Below are 17,781 nucleotides of genomic sequence, written 5' to 3' on the forward strand. Positions count from 1 at the left end.
ATGCTTAAATTAATAAAGATTGAGTTGTTCAAATTATTTGCTTCAAAAAAGATTTTCTATGTTTTTGGAGGATTTATTTGTGTCATTTCTCTCTTGATACTGTATCTAAGAATGGTTGCACCAGAATCTTCATTTGGGAATGTTTTTAAAACCTCTAGCGATACATTTTCGATATTTGCTATGATAGTAGGAGTTATAGTAGCATTAGTACCTTTTTATCAAGAAATCCAGCAAAAAACAATTAAATCATTGTTAGTCACGCCAGTTAAACGAGTAGAAATCTTGTTTTCTAAATTGTTTGCATCTATTTTTGTCTCATTCATAATTTTAGCTGTTTTATTTCTAACATCTTTTATAACGACAACATTATTATTTGGATTTTTTACAATAGGAGCTTACTCTTCATCTGCAGATACTATGCTTACTTTTACAGCCGGATTCATTCAAATTATTACAACGTTTTTTACAACTATTTTTTATAGCACAACAATTATTTGTTTATTTTTGATAACAAATTCTTTATCGGGTGCCCTAGTTGGAGTTGTTTTGTTAAAAGGTTTAGGAGAAGTGATTTCAAGAAGTTTATTAAACAAAAATAACTTATTATTATCCTTTAGCCCATTAGGAGTATTGAATATTTTAAACCCTATTACAAGGAATGTTTCGATAATTAGCTACACCATTCAACTACTTTTAACTGTTATTTATTCAATCGTAATTTTTTATATTGCTATTAAACTGTTTGAAAACAAAGAATTCTAAAGATTGCTTCAAAATCAAATTCATGAATAATTGGAAAAATGATTTTACAATTGGAGTAAGAAATCATACAAATAAATGAAGTTAAAGAAAATAAATAATTAAAGAGCGTAAGATTCTATCAAAGATCTACGCTCTTTTTCTAACACTAAACATATTACATAATTTATATTATGTATCTCATAAACTATCCAAGGCATTTTTCTGTTCGTCATTTACGATATGCGTATACAAGTCCGTTACCTGAGTGCTGGCATGTCCTAGCTGATGGCTGACTAAAACTTGGGATTTGGTTGCATCATAGAGACGGGTAGCAAGAGTATGTCTTAGTTTGTGGGGGGTCACACGGACTTTGAAGTCTTCTGAATATTTGGCCACCATCTTTTCAACACTAGAAGCATCAATCCGGTTCGGAACACCTCGATATAAGGTTAAGAAGAGGGCTGTATCGGTTTTTTCTGTCTTATAACGTTTGTCTCGAATAGCGAGATATTGCTCTAAATAAGGCTTAGCAAAGGCAGCGACATTGACCGAGTCACGTTTTCCCCCTTTTCGAGTAACGTCAATCACCATCATCTTAAGATTGAGATCTCGAAGATCCAGGTTAACTGCTTCAGAGAGACGGACACCTGAGGCAAGAAGGAGTGCGATAATGGCTAAATCACGCTCTTTATTCTTATTAAAGGAAGATAAGGCGCGATTTGAAAGTGTTTTAGGGTATTCCTGGTCGATATAGTTCAAGAAACCTTCTGTCTCATCACCTAAAAAGAGCTTTTGCTTGATATTTTCAGCTCGAGCAGCTAAGGTTTCTTTCTTTTTCTTGGTTGCAACCTTCTTCATGACATTACGGTAGAAATAAGGTTCCCCTTGCTCATTTTCAACTTCCTCAGTCAAATACTTATAAAGACTAGAAAGTGCAGAAAGGGTACGGTTAATGGTTGTTTGAGAAACCCCATTTTTAGTCGTATTGGCATTGAGCAGAGGACGCTCACGCAAGTAAAGAATAAAGGATTCCATGTCTTTCTTGGTCATGTGCTCTAGAACCTCTAAAGGGATATTGGCCATGGTGTCAGCATCTGATATACCAGATTCCAAGACCCAGGTGAAAAATCGATCGTATTCTTTTAAGTATTCGTACAAGGTCGTAAAACTGTATGGAACGGCCAGTTTCGATTGATAATATTCTAATACATACCAAGGCATGATTTGTTTGAGTTTATCAATACGTTCTAATAAGATCTCACGTTTCATGTTTTTCTCCAAATCTTTCTATACTAGTAGTATAGCATAGTTAGATATATTTTTCAAGAAAATTATAGTTTTTCGGAAAGATGTTATAGGGTTTATATAGAACTGTTTTGTATCCTTTCTATAACCAAAAAAATTTTTTAAGCCAATTATACTCAATTATGTACTTTATTTAAGTGAACACTGGAAATTTTTTACTACTCTCAATTCAGTTGAAAATGTACTTTATTTAAGTGAAAACTAAAAAATTTTCAAATGTACATTTTGACAATAAAAAAACACTCTAATATCAATTTAATGAAATTTAGAGTGTTTTTATTTATCTATATTTTTTCAAACTGTACAAAGTGTTCTTGCTTTCTTCTGTGGCCTTTGCAAATGGAACACGACCTTTTATTGCGTTTTTTGTATGCCATTCTTTCTTTTACTTGAATTTTGTAACGGTGATTAAGATTTTCTTGACATATCCACCATACAGGCAGAATACTCAACTCTGTAATTTCAGTTGGACTTACTATCAAGGAGTTATTTAGATAATCCCACTCATTCATTAGACTTTGTTGCGTTGTTGCTAAATCGTTAAATCCTTTTAATACTTTTTGATTTCTACAGTATGGACAAGAATTTTCTCTGTAAAATTTTTCTTTAATAACTTTCTGATATTCTCCAGTACATACAGGGCATTTCCACCATGCATTATATGTTGAATTTGCCCTTACTGAAGACATTTCTTGTTTATTTAATGATGACCATTCTTTAATTAACCAAGGATGTGTTGTTTCAAGATCATTATAACCTTTTGCAGTCTTCTTAAAAGAACAATATGGACAACATTGGTCGTTTTTGTGGCGATCAGAAATTTTTGCTTTAAAACTTCTGTGACATTTTCGACAAATCCAATTGGTTAAAGCATTTGAATCATAAAAGAAGGTATCAATATCACCATTCAGTTCTTTTACCCATTCATTGTTTAAGTACGGTTTAACATAGCTTAGTGTTTCATTTGGTTTAGGAATTTTTTTATTACAGTAAGGACATATAGAATTGAGACTATTAGAATTATTGTTTGTAAACACACCTAGAACAATCCCTAATCTCTCCTGAAATTCTAAATCACAACAATCACAAATCCAATTAAATATTTTATTCTCGGTTTCTGACGATTTCGTCACCTCATCAGGTTTTTCTACATTCTTGCTACTCCAAAGGTCACACAACTCAGGATAAGTATCTGCAATTGTATTATAACCTTTTAATGCTTGTTCATCATTACAATATGGACAGCTATCTATTACTTCTTTTCTTATTGGAATTGAACAAAGGTATTCACCTTGACAAACAGAACACTTCCACCAATATTTTTTTGTTTCAATGTGGCTCAATGCTAAATGAACAGGCAATCCATTTTTATCGCTCCATTCTTCCTGTAATTTTGGGAAATTATAGAGTATATCATTGTTAAAAACAAGTGTATCCCAATCACAACGATTAGGACAAGTTTGAAAATTACTATTCTCTAAGTCGGTTCTTAAAATCATTTCAATTGGACTACAATAAAAACTGACTTTGCAGCAAGGGCATTTCCAATTTATGCATTTAGAAGACTTATACCAGTATTCAGAAATAGGTTTATCATTACTTTTATCCCAAAATTTCTCTAAATAAGGATGAGTTTCTTGTAAAGTATTATATCCTTTTAACATCAATTTATTATCACAATAAGGGCAGCCTTCAAGATGCCTTTTGACAACACTACATTCATATTGACCATGACATTTAAAACACTGCCATCTTACTAAGATGTTGGATAAACTATCAATCATATTACTTTTTACATGAGTTGGAATAAATTGCTTAAAAAGATTTCTATCTGTATGTAATAGGGGGTTCGCTTTCACTTTAATTGAGGTATCGAATGTAGCTTTACAGTTAGTACAATAGAAACTATATCTTTTGATTCTTGAAATTAGCTGATCAATAGACAACTTAAAGATATGGTCACATTTGTCGCATTTCCAATTTCTAGGGATTGTAACATTGTCACTTAACTTCAGATCATTAAACTCTACATCGTTTTGCTCCCCTGGAAGATAAATTTTCCGAAGATTAGGGTATGCTTTAGTGTAAGGTACAAAATGTGTACTTTCATTACATCCGACATGAACAAGCTCTTGATTATGTTTATTGATTAATTTAGAAGTGTTTGCTACATCTTTCCAACCAACATGACAGGTAGGACATTTGAAGTGAAATAACCTCTTTGAAGAAAAAGATAAATTATCAATCTCTTCCTGAATGGTTTCTATATTTTCATAATGAAAGTTTATGTACCTTAGAAAGTTAGGAATCCTTGCAGATATAGAGTTTTCCCCTTTTATGAACACTTTTCCAAGCTCACATACAGGACAGATTTTTGAATGATTTTGAATATTCTTATAAGATTTTGATGTACTTGCTTTCCATTCATAAGAACAGGTAGGACATTTCCAGTTAATGTGTTTTTTACTGGTAATTGTTATTTTTTCTACATCTATTTTGATATTCTTGTCAAAGTCCCAATAGTTCAATAAGGCTGGAAAATCAGTGATTAAGTCTGACATTTTCTCCTCCTAATACTTAGTCTTGTTATCCAGTAAGTCTTTTATTTCCAAAATCTTACTTTTGCTTGTTTGCTTTTCAGTATGAGTATGTTTTTCAAAAGATATTTTTGTGTCTGAAGTAATAACATTCTCACTAAGATACTTCTTAGTTACTAGTTGCTGATCAGATTTTAACAAGCCCTCTTCTTTTAACAATTCATTCGCAATATCAGGATACAAACTAGTTTTAAGAAGATTCCTTAACTTTTTGTTTTCCTCTAATAATTCTTTGTTTAACGCTGTCTGCTCCTTTATTTCAGCATTCTTTTCATTAAGTTGTGCTACCTCATTTTTCAACTCTGAAACTCTTGTTTTGAGCTTACTGGCTTCTTCCTTATATTCTATTGCTGCATCAACAACTCTTTTATAATAATTGTTAAGTTCCATCAATGCTGATTTGATTGCTTTAGGGGTTCTATTGGTCATTAAGAAACGTTCTACATCTAGAGTTTTATACGTTATAACTGTTTGATAAGTGTCGTCTTCAAATAGTTCCAATCTATCATTAAGGGCTTGTCTAAATTCTTTGTTTCTTCTAATCGTTGTGTCTGCAACCTGCGGAAATCCGTTGCTTCTAAGGTAATTTCCAAACTGTGGAATTTTGAATAGTCTAGGATTATTCGAACAATGTTCCAGTAAATAATGTTCAAATAATAATAGCAATTCTTGATTATCAATATACTTCTTTCTAGCCATTTGAGAACTCCTGTAAGGATAAATGTTTTTCAGTTAGATATTCTTGATAAGAATGACTAACTGTTTTAAGTTTTAATAATGCCTCACCAATATCTTCTATATTCCCCTTTCCTTGTCGAACTCTTTTTATAGCCTCATCTACAATTAAAGCTTCCTCGTCGATTGATTTCTTAAAGGATTTATCCATAGAGAAATAATCTTTTCCAGCTTTTCTGTAAAATGGACAACTAGTACAAGCACCAAGCTCTGCATGTGAGCTAATGACTTTAAGACAGTCTGAATAATCACCTTCCGCAAATCGAGGTGAATAACATCTGCCCTTATTATCAAGAGGAACATAGTTTTTATTAATGGTGTATTTATGTTGAGTTTTACTTATAGCGTAAGACGTTTGAGAGTTTGTTAATTTACGATAAAGCTGATAGCTCCTACATTCAATAAACTGACTCAGATTTGAAAAATAATGTGAAGATGTTGTGATACTATCATGTCCAGCTAAGAGCATTGCTGTTACTGGACTAGCTCCTTCTGCTATCAAATTGATCATTGCAATGTGTCTAGTATCTCCAATATGAATGAAATTAATCTCATGATCGTCTAATTGATTTGGGGAATTGATATGATGGACAAAATACCCATACTGTTGAGATACAATCTCATTAAAGAAATATTTTAAAATTGTATTTAAGTTACTGTACGTCAAGAAACGGTTTTTAGTACTAGCAATACGTTTCCATTTCCGATAATGAGAGTCTGTCACAAATAGGGTATCTAACTGTGTAGATGATAAGTCTTTGGTTAGCTCTAAATAATTTAAAATCTCACTCGCAAGCTTAAATGGTACTTCGTAAGTTGTTAAATAATAATCCTCTGAAATTTTATGGGATACTCCCTTGTCTTTTCCTTTTAAGTTATTTCGTCTGAGAGTTAAGTAATATTTTCCGTCTTTTTCTGTGAGACAATTTCTCTGAGTGAGCAAAAACTCCCTTGGTCTAAGTGGTACTACTGCTGTTATTTGCCACCATAAGTAAAGAGGGTAGTAAAACAATCTTTCCTCATCTAATAATGATTTAACCCAATAGTCGTTTAAAATATCATTAAATAAAAAATAGGATTGAAATTGGGCTAACTTTCGCTGTTTTTTAGTGTTCAGTTGATAACTAACATTTAAAAGTTCATCTAGTTGCTCAATCAGTTGGGTTAATTCGTTACTCTCTAAACATGGTAGTGTAGAAAGAAAATCTATACATACTGAGGGGTTGGAAATCTTCATATTTGCTAATGAGAAGGCTTCGTTCACTTTTAGTTCTCTGACTAATTTCTTTATATCTCTTAAAAAGGCTTGGAGAGTGATTAAAACATGATGTTCCATAGATAGCACTATAAAACTCTTTAAGTAGGTAACAAAATCATCAAAAGATAATTGAAATACTTGTTCATAAAACCTTTTATATTGGAATTTATTCAAGTTAAAAATGAAGCTAACGTTAGAATATTCATTAGTCGTTTCCCATTTATTTTCTTCAAAATTGGTGGTTAGAATAATCCCTTTTTCAACATAGTCTTGAAAACATTCTTTTGCGCTCTCAATCATATTGTCATCAAACAGGATAATTTCATTTACTTTACGAAATAATTTTGATTGATTATTCAACTGACTAACTCCTTAATAATATCCTCATAATCAGACAATACAGCTTCGCCATACTGTTCTGATAAAGCTTGCAACATTTCTGTAAGACATGGTTTAATCTGCTTCTCAAGAATGGCTCGAACCTTTCCTCGTTCAAGTTCATTCTTTAATTTTTGATATTGTTTATTGAGTCGATTAAACTCACCAATTAACAAAAGCAAGGTAGATTTTGTTTGTAATTCATACTGACAGCCGACGCAATGCTGACGGTCATCATAGGAACATAGTTTCCCTAGTGCAGATAAAAGACACATACTCTCTTCTTGCTTAGAAAAAGCTTCTCCGTTACCAATTCGATGACAGATCGTCAGTAATTGTTCAGGATCAACATTATTTTCAACTAGAGTTTTTAATGCTTGTTGCGAACGTGAATCAGCCCTAATACTCAATTCCAACGTTTTTTCAATTTCAATTGGCGTTAAATCTAAACTTTTAATCATTTGAGTTTGTTGGCTTGGACTTAATTTTTTATACTTTCCTCTAGTTACAATGGTCAAGAGCATAGACGGAATCATGGATAATACGCCTCGTTCAAATAGCTCTTTTGCAACCATTTCAGGTTTTAGTTGTCCGAGTTGGGCATCTTTTAGATACGTTGTTGTAGTTTGTGCAAATTCATTAAAATCCCCTTTATGGCTACGAGCTAATGCTGCTAGAAAATAACCTTTAATATTCAGTTCTGACTTTTCTTCAAGAACATCATCTGCTAACATTGCGACAGATTGTAAGTAGGACTTGTTTGCAGAACGACTACTAAAGTTACGCTCTAAAAATAAATTTCCGATTTCCTCCCCCATATAACTAGTAATCTTTTCATAAGTTTTAATTTGTCTGATCAATGGATTTTCTGCATTGTATGGTATTTGAAGTTGGAAATGTGCCTCACAGATAGCCAATAACGTTCCAATAAGAACCTGACAACTTTCTGGGACATGAAACTTTAACTGAGCAACATTAGAAGCGTTTTTGGTTTTATTAGGTGTTAAGTTTAAATAAGTCAATCTTGTTGTAATACTTAGTAAAGTCCTTCTAGCTTCACTACTACTCCAAGTTCCATCTACTACTGCTTCTAAAACTTCTAATGGTTCTCTTGTTAATTTAGGATGTCCTAATCTTTCTAAGTCTGTTGATCTTAGTGCGCAAATAAAATGTAACCCTAGATACAACCATGTATCTGCATAGTTTTTTGAATTTGCTGCTTTACACAACATATCATTTTTTATGATGTAGTTTTCGTTGAATAGGTAGTACATTAATCCAAGGTATTCATCTAATTCATACGCTCCATTTGCACTCTCAATCGTGTAACGCTTTGTCATTTCAAAACTTACTCGATAACGAGTAACGCCTTTATTGAGTAGCCATTTAATAAATTGAATGAGGATATTGCCTTGTGACTTCGTAAGAACTTCTGTTGCTACTTCTACTAAGGTCTCTACTTCAGCATCACTATATAGAAACAAATCTTTTGTTAAGTAGTATGCTAAAAAATCAAGTAGATAGAAACGATTTGTTTCACTCAGCTTTTCTTCTTCAGCAAATTGTACGAATAACTCACTTGTAGAAGGAAATTTTTTTGAAAAGATTCCTTCCATACTCTTAATTCCAGGAGGTGTTGTTAGATAGTCTTTGATGTGATTTTTAAGAACTTCAGCATCTTTTTCAGAAATAGTATAATCATCAAGATTTATAGACACACCAAACCATTCATTGTCTAGTAAGAATCCACTGACTTTCTCACGGTGTTTTATTGTAGCAGCACCTAACTCGACTAATATTCTTTCAAGATAATTTTTTAAATCTACTACCAATAGCTACTCCTTTTAATCTTCTCCAAACAATTTTTCTGCTTGCCAGTTCATATATTCAAAAACACCATTATTAACCTGACCATATTGTTTTGCAATTTCTCCTTTATTTTGTAAATAAACCCAAGCACTTTCTGGTGAATTGTCCCCTCTAGCAGACATCAGTTCACTAACTTCATTAACACCTGACAAAACCAATTGTGTGGTGTACCAGTGCCTAAAGATATGGGGTGAAATATTATTTTCTTGCAAGAGTTGACCAAAAAAGACAACCTCTGGGTCATCAGATTTAAGAAATATTGGAATCATTTCTTCGCGAATAATCTTACGAAATCGTTGATAGTACACATCGTATGACAATGCTTTCCCTTGCTTGTTAAGGCTTAATGGACCATAATCTCTCTCATACCTTTTACCTTCTAGGTAGCTCATATAGTCATTGTAGGTGTCTAAAAAGACCTCTAAGAAGATATAAGGTACAGCTTGAAGTCTTTCCTTTTTAATTCGTCCAGTTGGCTTTAAATCGCTTCTAAGGGGCATTTCTTTTCGCAGATCAATCTCAATTTTAAATACTTGATTATCACTTTGGTGAAATATGATACCTGCCCCCAAAGGGCTATCTTCACGCCTTACATTACAAGCTTCTGATGGTCTTAAACCAACAAATGCTCCCAAAGCAACAACCATAAGTAAATCCTTGTGATATTGAGCAATGTGAGCAAAAAGCATTTCAAAGGCGCTGTTTGGCATATCCCTAAAAATTGACTTCTGTGTGTTGCTTCCATCAACAAATACCTCAAAATTCAACTCATTTCTTTTGATGACTCTGCCTCGTCTATTGGTAAACGTATTGATAGAATAAAGGTCTTTTGGCTTCAATTTAACCTTTCCTTTTCGTTCATTCAAGTATAGAGTTAAAAAATCAAGAACTGCATTTACACATTTTTCGACTGTACTTTTCTTTCTATTTTTTCTATCTTCTGGAAGTTGTCCTAAACCATAAAGCATAAAAAACTCCTTGACCATTTCTAAAGTTAGTTGATCAAGATTGTTAACCCCAACTGTTCCGTATATAAAATTCAAAAACTTAACAACGTATGAAAATCGTTTGTTTCCATCGTCTGAAATAGATTTAATCTTTGTGGCAGATTTTACATATCTATGAAAATCAGTGAATTGTAATGTACCATCATCATGTTTGAGTGCAATCAATTGCTTTGTAACGATATTATTATCGCCTAGAATTAGCGAATGTTTATATACAACAAATCTCATGTTATCTCCTTGTTTATTATGACTGAAGGTTCTGACTGTGTTTTATGATGTCAATACACAAAAAAACGATCAAATCAGTACCATTTTCCTTTGTGCTCTAAACTGCATAAAGGGAATATCGATGAGTACTTTCATTGATCGTTATTATTATTTAAATTAATTCAATAATAAAAGTAACTTCATCTAAGTAATAAGAGCAATTAATTAGCTCAGCAACAACGATAACCACAGCAACTCCTTCTAAACAATGAAAGGAATATCCACCGTGGCTATCTATTTACTTTTTTTCTTTTACTTTGGTAAGTTACTTTTGTTATTTTTACTTTTTCTGTATTATATCATATTTTGATTAAATTGTCATCTGAGATAGTGATTTTAAAAAAGCTGGAAATTTTTTCAATTGTATATTTTGACAATAAAAAACACTTTAATATCAATTTAATGATTTTAGAGCGTTTTTAGCTTATTTGATTTTAAAGTTGTCGTCTATTCCTCAGAATTACTTGAAGAACAGGAAAAATTCGACAACAAAGTAAGTCGATCTATTCAGTTATAAAACCTATGAAGGTCTTTCTGCTGGAACTAGCCACTCCTACTTTGGAGATGTAGATTATACTCTTACTTATTCAACTGATAATATCCCTCATGATTTCTCCTCATGATGCGTCTGTGGGACTCAAAAGTTTTGGGAAACCTTTTGAGGATTAATTTCGTTTCACTAACAAACTCACACACTCCACATGTAGTGTTAGCTTTTTTCTATACTAATAGACGAAAGAGAAAAAAAGTGATTTTAGAATTATACTGTAGAAATAAATATTAACTTTGGTAATGACTAACTTTCTAAAATATCTTCAATAAGCGGTTCTATCCTCTGGATAATAAATCAGAAATTCTAAACTGCATGTAAACTCTATACAATTCAAGGTACTTCAGAAATCAAACATCTTCAACACTATTTTCAACTTATCTAAATAAATAAAATAAGGAGGAAAGTTTATTAACCTTCCCCCTTATGACTTTTTGAAAACCTCTTTCAAGGATTTCACGCCGTCGTGGCACTAAAATATAACTATATTATTCTATCATAACCAGCAACTTTTTGCAACACTTACTTGCCAATTCTATTAAAAAAATTTTTATTAATATCAAACTTCAATAGTAACATATTTTTTAAATAATATGATTGAATAGCTCGATCAATCCTTTTAAGAGAGAATCTATTAAAAGAATTTAAAATTTTTAAACCTTGATAAAACTTTAAAACTCTATTATTCCTTTTAGGAGTAAGTAACAAATCAGAGATAAAAAGTCTATTGATTAGAATACTATTTCCCGTCCTATATCTGGTTATGAGACCAAAGTGTGCCAATTGGTTTCTCAACTCACGCAGTATTTCACAAGCGTTAATGAATTTTTCTCGACTCCCACTAATAGAGGAATCAAATCCCATCTCACTCATAATTTTATTTTGTATAGCAATGTCTAATCCTTGGAATAAAACCAGCAAGTCATTCAACATTAGTGTATCAATAATAACCCAAAGCGGAGGATTTTTATAGCTAGAAATATATGGATATTTAATTTTACAGAAGTCTGAATAAGATAATTCAAAAAATCTTCCCTCTATGTTATTAATTTGAATCGTCACATTCATAGAACCGTTTAATGAAGAAATATTACTAGGAGTATTAGAAGCTTTTATTGAAAATCTCCCTCGATATTGATTTATTTTAAGGTCATCAACTATTCCATCAAAATCACCTTCTAGGTTGTAATATACATCTCCGTTACGAGTATGAGAGGTACTAATTTTACCTGTAAACATTACATCTTTAATCTTGGCAGAAATAGTATGCACTCTAAAAAAAGAATGCGTTTTTTTATTATCTCCATGAGTATAAAAATACTCTGTAAAAGAATTTCGATTGTGTGCTATCGGTAGCACATAACAATTGATATCTAAATACTTTAAGTTAGAAGCAATACCATTATTGCAATGAACTTTTGAAAATTCGTATGCAATTCTCGACTTCAGTTCAACCTCAATCTTTTCGATTTCTTGAAATAGGTACTTAGCTATATTTCTATCTAATGTGTATATTCTCTCAAAATCTTTAAAAGAGACTCTTTTCATATATTTTTTAGGGTTAGAGGTCTCCAAAAAAATAGTTTCAAAACCATTTATAGAATTAAAATAATTTTTCTGCTGAATAAAACTTACCATCCCTGGCTCATCGGTAATCTTCAAATTCCTGCCCCGTTGAATCAAAATCTGCTCTTCAATAGTTTTAAACGCTTTTTCTCTAGTCATATTTTATTATCCATCTGCAATATCTTTGATTATATTATATTTTCGAAAATATAACTATCAAATATAAAAGCCTTAATAGTTATTTTTCTTGTTTACTTTCAAAGTCATTCAACAATTTCAGTATACCACAAAAACGCAAATTAGGCTGTAACGAAAATGTTTTCCAGCTGTTATTACAGCCTTTCTTTTTCTATAACTGTACCTCAGTTCCCTCTGTGAAGGGTACTCTAATTTTCCTATCCTCTTAAATGCTGATGTGGTCTAGAAGTTGATTCATCATAACTCATTCAAATTTATCTAAATCTAGTATCTGATACATCTGCTTAGCATAGTCCTTATGAAGAAGATTTGTTGCTTGCTCTAGCAAAATAAAAATTACTTGATACCTCTAATCACGTACCTCTCATCATAGATTTTATAAATTACAAATAATCGTAATCCACCTACTTGTCGTCACGATGCAAACCGCTATATATTATCAGCTACTGATCCTTTTTAAACGTTGGATAGAATTTGTTTATATAGGAGGTGAAAGTTTTGACATCAATGCTACAGCCCCGTTATAATGCATCTGTGGGACTCAAAAGGTTTGGGAGTTCAAAGCTCCACTGGAGCTTTGAAATAAAAAAGCGAGAGATTTAGCTACGTTTCACTAACAAACTTACACACTCAACATGTGCTGAGAGCTTTCTTCTATACTAATAGACGAAAGGGTGTGAAAATGATTTTTAAATGATACTGTGGAACGGAACAGTAGCCCTAGTATTGACTACTGTCGTTTCTATTCATATTGGCTATTCTAGGACTGAGATGAAAAAATCTATAAATGCTCAGAATAAAATTGAACCCGCAAATCTCCCCAAAACAATGGTGAGTCATGTACTTGTATTATTCCGAAAAAATACACCTCTGGTGCAGTGAGACAAATTGGTGTATCTTATAGTGGCTTCGTAGATGAAAGCTATACTCTACTATCACTCTTTGATGATGTAGAACAAATTGAAAAAGATAATAGACTTCAGACAGCTATTGATGTTGTCAGAGAACAGTTTGGTTTTTTAGCCATACAAAAAGGAACCGTCCTAACTGAAGGTTCCAGAAATATTGAACGCAGTAAACTTATCGGTGGTCATTCCGCGGGTGGATTGGAGGGATTAAAATGAAACAAGAAAAAAATACAGTACAATTTTCAGAAATCCGTAGCAAAGGATGTAATGATATTGAAATGCTTGAAAGATTTTTACATGGAATCGTTGAAACAGCAACTTCAAAACTTCGTCAGAGAAAACTCAAAACAACTGAAATATCGATACGACTAGTACATGCTAAATCTGAAAACCGATTACCATTGGAATTTACATTTAGCATTAAGCCAACAAGCTCATCTGTGATAATCTATACTGAGGTAATCAATCGCTTTAAAGAATGTTACACAGGTGGGGGAATTCAAGGTTTTACGATTCAATTTGATAAAAATACCCTTGCCTCTGCATAGAAAGGATTTGATATGATTGACCGTTCATATTTACCATTTCAATCAGCAAGAGAGTACCAGGATACAAAGATGCAAAAATGGATGGGCTTTTTCCTATCTGAACATGCATCAGCACTCTCTGATGATACAAACAAAGTAACGTACATGTCTGACTTATCACTAGAGAAGAAATTATTACTCCTCAGTCAAGTATACGCCGGGCAGCTACGCACACGCATTCAAGTGATTGAAAAAAACAAGCGTGTTTCCTACACTGGAACAATACCAAGTCTGACCAAAGATTTCATTTTGATAAAAACTACAACAGGTCACATCAATTTGAAATTAAAAGACATTATTAGTATTGAACTTGTCGAGGAGGTGCTCTATGAATCAGCTTGAGTTTCAGCGTAATCACCTACAAATGGACTATTATAGCGAGAGCTACCAAGATTTTGAACGTGACTTCTACCGCTACTCTAACATGAATATTCCATTGACCTTCCTAACTGATGATATCCTAAAAACAATGGCGACTTCACGTAAGAATTACTTTGTCCTCAATAAGGAAAAGTCCAGAGATAACCGCGATCACTTCTTCATATTTGAAGTAAGTACCGTAGATGAGAATCCGCTAATCTATCATTATACATATAAGAAAACTACAATATATTTAGCAGAAAAATAGGAGCAGTTCAATTGACTGTTCCTATTTTTAATATTCATAAAATCTAAAGTCTTTATACTCTTTAACAATGGAGTCGCCAACCAGAACAGACTATACTGACCAGCGACTACCTTAAATTTAATGTTTCAGATTTATTTTCTTATCTCTAATTTCATAAACTACATCTGCTACATTTTCGAGTAATCGTTTATCGTGGGTGATAAACACGATAGTTCCGGTGTACTCCTTCATTAGTATTTCCAAAGCCTCTAAACTTGGTATGTCAAGGAAGTTACTGGGTTCATCCATTATTAGGATGTTATATCTACCCATGAGCATTTTAGCAAGCAACAATTTTATAATTTCTCCACCGCTTAAAACAGATAAACTTTTTCCAATATCGTTCTGTTTGAACCCCATAGATGCTAGCACTGAACGAATTTCTGATATATTGTAGTCACAATCCTTCTGCATAAACTCCATAACATTCTGATTACTGTTGTACTTGTAACCATTCTGTGCAAAGTAACCTATTTTTGCCTTAGGCGAAATAGAAATTCCTTCTTCATGGTTTAAGATCATTTGGATTAAAGTTGTTTTTCCGATTCCATTACCACCAGTTAACGCCACTTTTGCTCCTAACGGAATTTGAAAAGATGCATTTTCAAACAGAGCCTTATCCCCAAATACTTTATTAATTTCTGCACCGACTATAGGGTATGGATTATGGAGCTCCAATGCTTTACTTTGCCTGAAACGAATTCTGCGAATGCCTTCCGGAGCTTCTACTTTTCCTAAGGCCGCAATCCTGTGCTCTAGGGTTTTAGCAGCATTATACATCTTTTTTTCCTTACTTCCTATTGATTTTTGATGAGCTAAACGCCCTCCGTCTTCAGTACTTTTTTTCTTTGAAGAACCTTTTGCCTTCTGTTCTATTTTACGAGCCTGTTTTCGCTTTTCCTCCGCAGCCCTTTCCAATCGGGCACGTTCCGCAATAAATTGTTCGTATTCTGCAGCTTGGCTCTTACGTTCTTCCTCTTTCTGACGAAGATAATCAGAATAGTTTCCCCAATACTCAGTGATTTTGCCATCTTTCAGTTCCCATATTTTATCTACTATTTCATCAAGAAAATAGCGGTCATGGCTAATAACTAACAGTGCACCTGTAAAATATTTTAGCTGTCCTATTAGAAAATCAATTCCTTCACGGTCTAAATGGCTCGTAGGTTCATCCGCTAAAATACCATGAACCTGTGCCGATAAGGCCTGTGCTATTTTAAGCCTTGTTTCTTCACCACCGCTCATAGTCTGTATATTTAATTGCTCAACACCTAGCTTGCCTACAAGTGCAAAATCTTTTTCCTCCTGCAGAGTTACTTCGTCCAACTGGGGAATATAGGCAAGTTCACCCAGACGATTCATTTTACATCCTGGGGGAGTTAATTCTCCTAAAAGTACCCTGAGTAAAGTGCTTTTTCCAGCACCATTTGCTCCTACTAAACCAATACGGTCATAATCATATACTTCTAATTCATTTATATCTAAAACATCGCGTCCTTTGAATTCCACACGAATGTCTTTTGCTTTTAATATTAATTCCATAACATTTCCTCCTGTCTATAATCGCATGCTTTCATTTGCTTGTATGCAGGGAAAACCCTGCGATTTTAGCAGGAAGAGTTACATGAAAATAAGATACATAAATATTCCTCCAATATTGTTTATTTTAAATCTAATTTTCTAACCTCAGTTATCATTTGGCAAACTATAGCAATGCCAATAATTAAAATACCTGATAGTAAAAACCAATGATTTACACCGATTTTATCAGCAAAGAATCCAGAAAGAATTAACCCAATTGGCATAGCAAGTGACATGATACTTCCGATCAAAGAAAATACACGTCCTAAATATTCAGGCTTAATTTTCTCCTGAAAAAGAGCTGTTTGCACACCGCTATAAAATGGCACCGAAAGCCCCATTATTGCACAGCAAACTACGAATATTACAAATCCATTTGGAGGAAGTATTCCCGAAACGGCTAAACTGGTCCCCATTATAAAAAATGAACTTGTTATTAGTAATACATGCTTTTCGAAGCCCCCTAATCTTCCTAATAATAAGCCTCCTGCTAGCATCCCAAATGCAAAGGAAATTTCCGTAATAGAAATATGCACAGGCGTTCCATTAAAGTGTTCCATGCTTATTAAAGGAAATAGTGCATTGATTGGCATATAAACAAAAGTATATAGTGTTCCTAAGAGTAATAAGGCAAACAATCCTTTGTTTTGTCTCAGAACCACAACTCCTTCTTTCATCTCCCTTATGAAATTTGGTTCTAAACTTTGCACTTGATTACCCAGCTTAGGTATACGTACAATTGCTACCGTAATAGATGCAATCACAGCACCCAATACGTCGATGGCAATAATAGCATTTAAATCCCAAACGGAGTATAAGAGTGCTGCAACTGCCGGACTAACAATATAGCTTATAGACTGCAAAGACTGACTATAGCCTGCGCATTTCGTTAGCTGTTCTTCTGGTACTAAAAGTGGTGTAACCGCATTGAGTGCTGGGGTATGAAAAGCTGTTCCAATGCTACGGATAAACAATACTATCATAATCATCCAGACAGGTAGCTCCATACAGAATGCAACAATAGCAAGCACTGCACCAGCTGCTGCGATAATTAAATCGGCACCAATCATTATCTTCTTCCTATCATGACGATCCACTAGCACACCAATGGCAGGTCCCAAAATCGCATAGGGTAAAAAACCTACTAATGAAGCCATAGACAAGACCATCGCAGATCCTGTTTTTTCTGTAAGGTAAAAAATAATCGCCATTTGCAGGATGGCACTAGTGATTAATGATACTGCTTGCCCTGCCCATATTGCATAAAATTTTCGTTTCCAATTGTTGTATTTTTCCATTTATATTATCTCCTGCATATTATTTTGCTTGAATTTCTATTTTGAATAGCATTCTAGGCAATAAAAAATGCAGGCCAAACCCCACAATGTGGCTTTTGGTCTGCATACATACAATTTGGAAACATTCATATTAAAGACATAGTTAAATAAAGGTATAGTTAAATAACCAATATCCTCACCGTAACTAATGAATGCTCAATATCGTATAAATAAGCACAACAAAAAAGCCTATCATCGGGTATAGATTCTGCTTTTTTTATTGCCAGCTT

At 33.2% G+C, this 17,781-nt stretch carries 14 protein-coding genes; 5 read left to right on the plus strand and 9 right to left on the minus strand.

Annotation, left to right across the window (positions count from 1 at the left end):
* The gene (locus tag AC3E8G_RS03690; RefSeq protein WP_490677063.1) at nt 1–762 is read left to right on the plus strand and encodes an ABC transporter permease; all 762 of its coding nucleotides are present in this window, start codon (nt 1–3) and stop codon (nt 760–762) included.
* A gap of 177 nt (nt 763–939) precedes the next feature.
* Here the strand turns inward: AC3E8G_RS03690 and xerS are convergent, their stop codons facing one another.
* From xerS to AC3E8G_RS03725, 7 genes are all read right to left on the minus strand, one after another.
* Nucleotides 940–2,010 carry a tyrosine recombinase XerS gene (xerS, locus tag AC3E8G_RS03695; RefSeq protein WP_490677064.1) on the minus strand — a complete coding sequence of 357 codons (1,071 nt, stop codon included), beginning with the start codon at nt 2,008–2,010 and terminating at the stop codon, nt 940–942.
* A 320-nt stretch (nt 2,011–2,330) separates the two neighbouring features.
* Nucleotides 2,331–4,607 (minus strand): zinc-ribbon domain-containing protein, encoded by a 2,277-nt coding sequence (locus AC3E8G_RS03700; protein ID WP_004252854.1) that lies wholly within the window; start codon nt 4,605–4,607, stop codon nt 2,331–2,333.
* A 9-nt stretch (nt 4,608–4,616) separates the two neighbouring features.
* On the minus strand, nt 4,617–5,342 hold the full coding sequence (locus AC3E8G_RS03705; protein WP_003007349.1) for an MreC domain-containing protein: 726 nt from the start codon (nt 5,340–5,342) through the stop codon (nt 4,617–4,619).
* The gene (locus AC3E8G_RS03710; RefSeq protein WP_004252853.1) at nt 5,335–6,996 is read right to left on the minus strand and encodes a hypothetical protein; all 1,662 of its coding nucleotides are present in this window, start codon (nt 6,994–6,996) and stop codon (nt 5,335–5,337) included. Before AC3E8G_RS03710 ends, AC3E8G_RS03705 begins: the two co-directional genes overlap by 8 nt.
* Nucleotides 6,993–8,846 carry a hypothetical protein gene (locus tag AC3E8G_RS03715; RefSeq protein ID WP_490677065.1) on the minus strand — a complete coding sequence of 618 codons (1,854 nt, stop codon included), beginning with the start codon at nt 8,844–8,846 and terminating at the stop codon, nt 6,993–6,995. Before AC3E8G_RS03715 ends, AC3E8G_RS03710 begins: the two co-directional genes overlap by 4 nt.
* 12 nt (nt 8,847–8,858) lie before the next feature.
* On the minus strand, nt 8,859–10,118 hold the full coding sequence (locus AC3E8G_RS03720) for a site-specific integrase (protein ID WP_064520782.1): 1,260 nt from the start codon (nt 10,116–10,118) through the stop codon (nt 8,859–8,861).
* A gap of 1,111 nt (nt 10,119–11,229) precedes the next feature.
* Nucleotides 11,230–12,432, minus strand: a complete 1,203-nt coding sequence (locus AC3E8G_RS03725) for an Abi family protein (RefSeq protein ID WP_003007328.1) — start codon at nt 12,430–12,432, stop codon at nt 11,230–11,232.
* A 917-nt stretch (nt 12,433–13,349) separates the two neighbouring features.
* Here AC3E8G_RS03725 and AC3E8G_RS03730 point away from each other — a divergent pair.
* Genes AC3E8G_RS03730 through AC3E8G_RS03745 form a run of 4 tightly spaced genes read left to right on the plus strand, consistent with a single transcriptional unit; the run spans nt 13,350 to nt 14,594 of the window.
* Entirely contained in the window at nt 13,350–13,595 is a 246-nt protein-coding gene (locus tag AC3E8G_RS03730) for a hypothetical protein (RefSeq protein WP_001813542.1), read from the plus strand.
* Nucleotides 13,592–13,927 carry a DinB/UmuC family translesion DNA polymerase gene (locus AC3E8G_RS03735; RefSeq protein WP_000806926.1) on the plus strand — a complete coding sequence of 112 codons (336 nt, stop codon included), beginning with the start codon at nt 13,592–13,594 and terminating at the stop codon, nt 13,925–13,927. The genes AC3E8G_RS03730 and AC3E8G_RS03735 overlap by 4 nt, the downstream gene beginning before the upstream one ends.
* A gap of 12 nt (nt 13,928–13,939) precedes the next feature.
* Nucleotides 13,940–14,308: a hypothetical protein gene (locus tag AC3E8G_RS03740; RefSeq protein ID WP_000567222.1), complete on the plus strand. Its 369-nt coding sequence runs from the start codon at nt 13,940–13,942 to the stop codon at nt 14,306–14,308.
* Nucleotides 14,295–14,594 carry a DUF5960 family protein gene (locus AC3E8G_RS03745; RefSeq protein WP_001072467.1) on the plus strand — a complete coding sequence of 100 codons (300 nt, stop codon included), beginning with the start codon at nt 14,295–14,297 and terminating at the stop codon, nt 14,592–14,594. Before AC3E8G_RS03740 ends, AC3E8G_RS03745 begins: the two co-directional genes overlap by 14 nt.
* A 117-nt stretch (nt 14,595–14,711) precedes the next feature.
* Here AC3E8G_RS03745 and msr(D) read toward each other — a convergent pair whose 3' ends face one another.
* Both msr(D) and mef(A) read right to left on the minus strand, forming a co-directional pair.
* Nucleotides 14,712–16,175, minus strand: coding sequence for an ABC-F type ribosomal protection protein Msr(D) (gene msr(D), locus AC3E8G_RS03750; protein WP_000420313.1), 1,464 nt, complete (start codon nt 16,173–16,175; stop codon nt 14,712–14,714).
* Between the two features lie 119 nt (nt 16,176–16,294).
* Nucleotides 16,295–17,512 (minus strand): macrolide efflux MFS transporter Mef(A), encoded by a 1,218-nt coding sequence (mef(A), locus tag AC3E8G_RS03755; RefSeq protein WP_000417519.1) that lies wholly within the window; start codon nt 17,510–17,512, stop codon nt 16,295–16,297.
* Nucleotides 17,513–17,781 lie beyond the last annotated feature (269 nt).

The organism is Streptococcus sp. SCPM-O-B-15294 (M123), assembly GCF_058200455.1.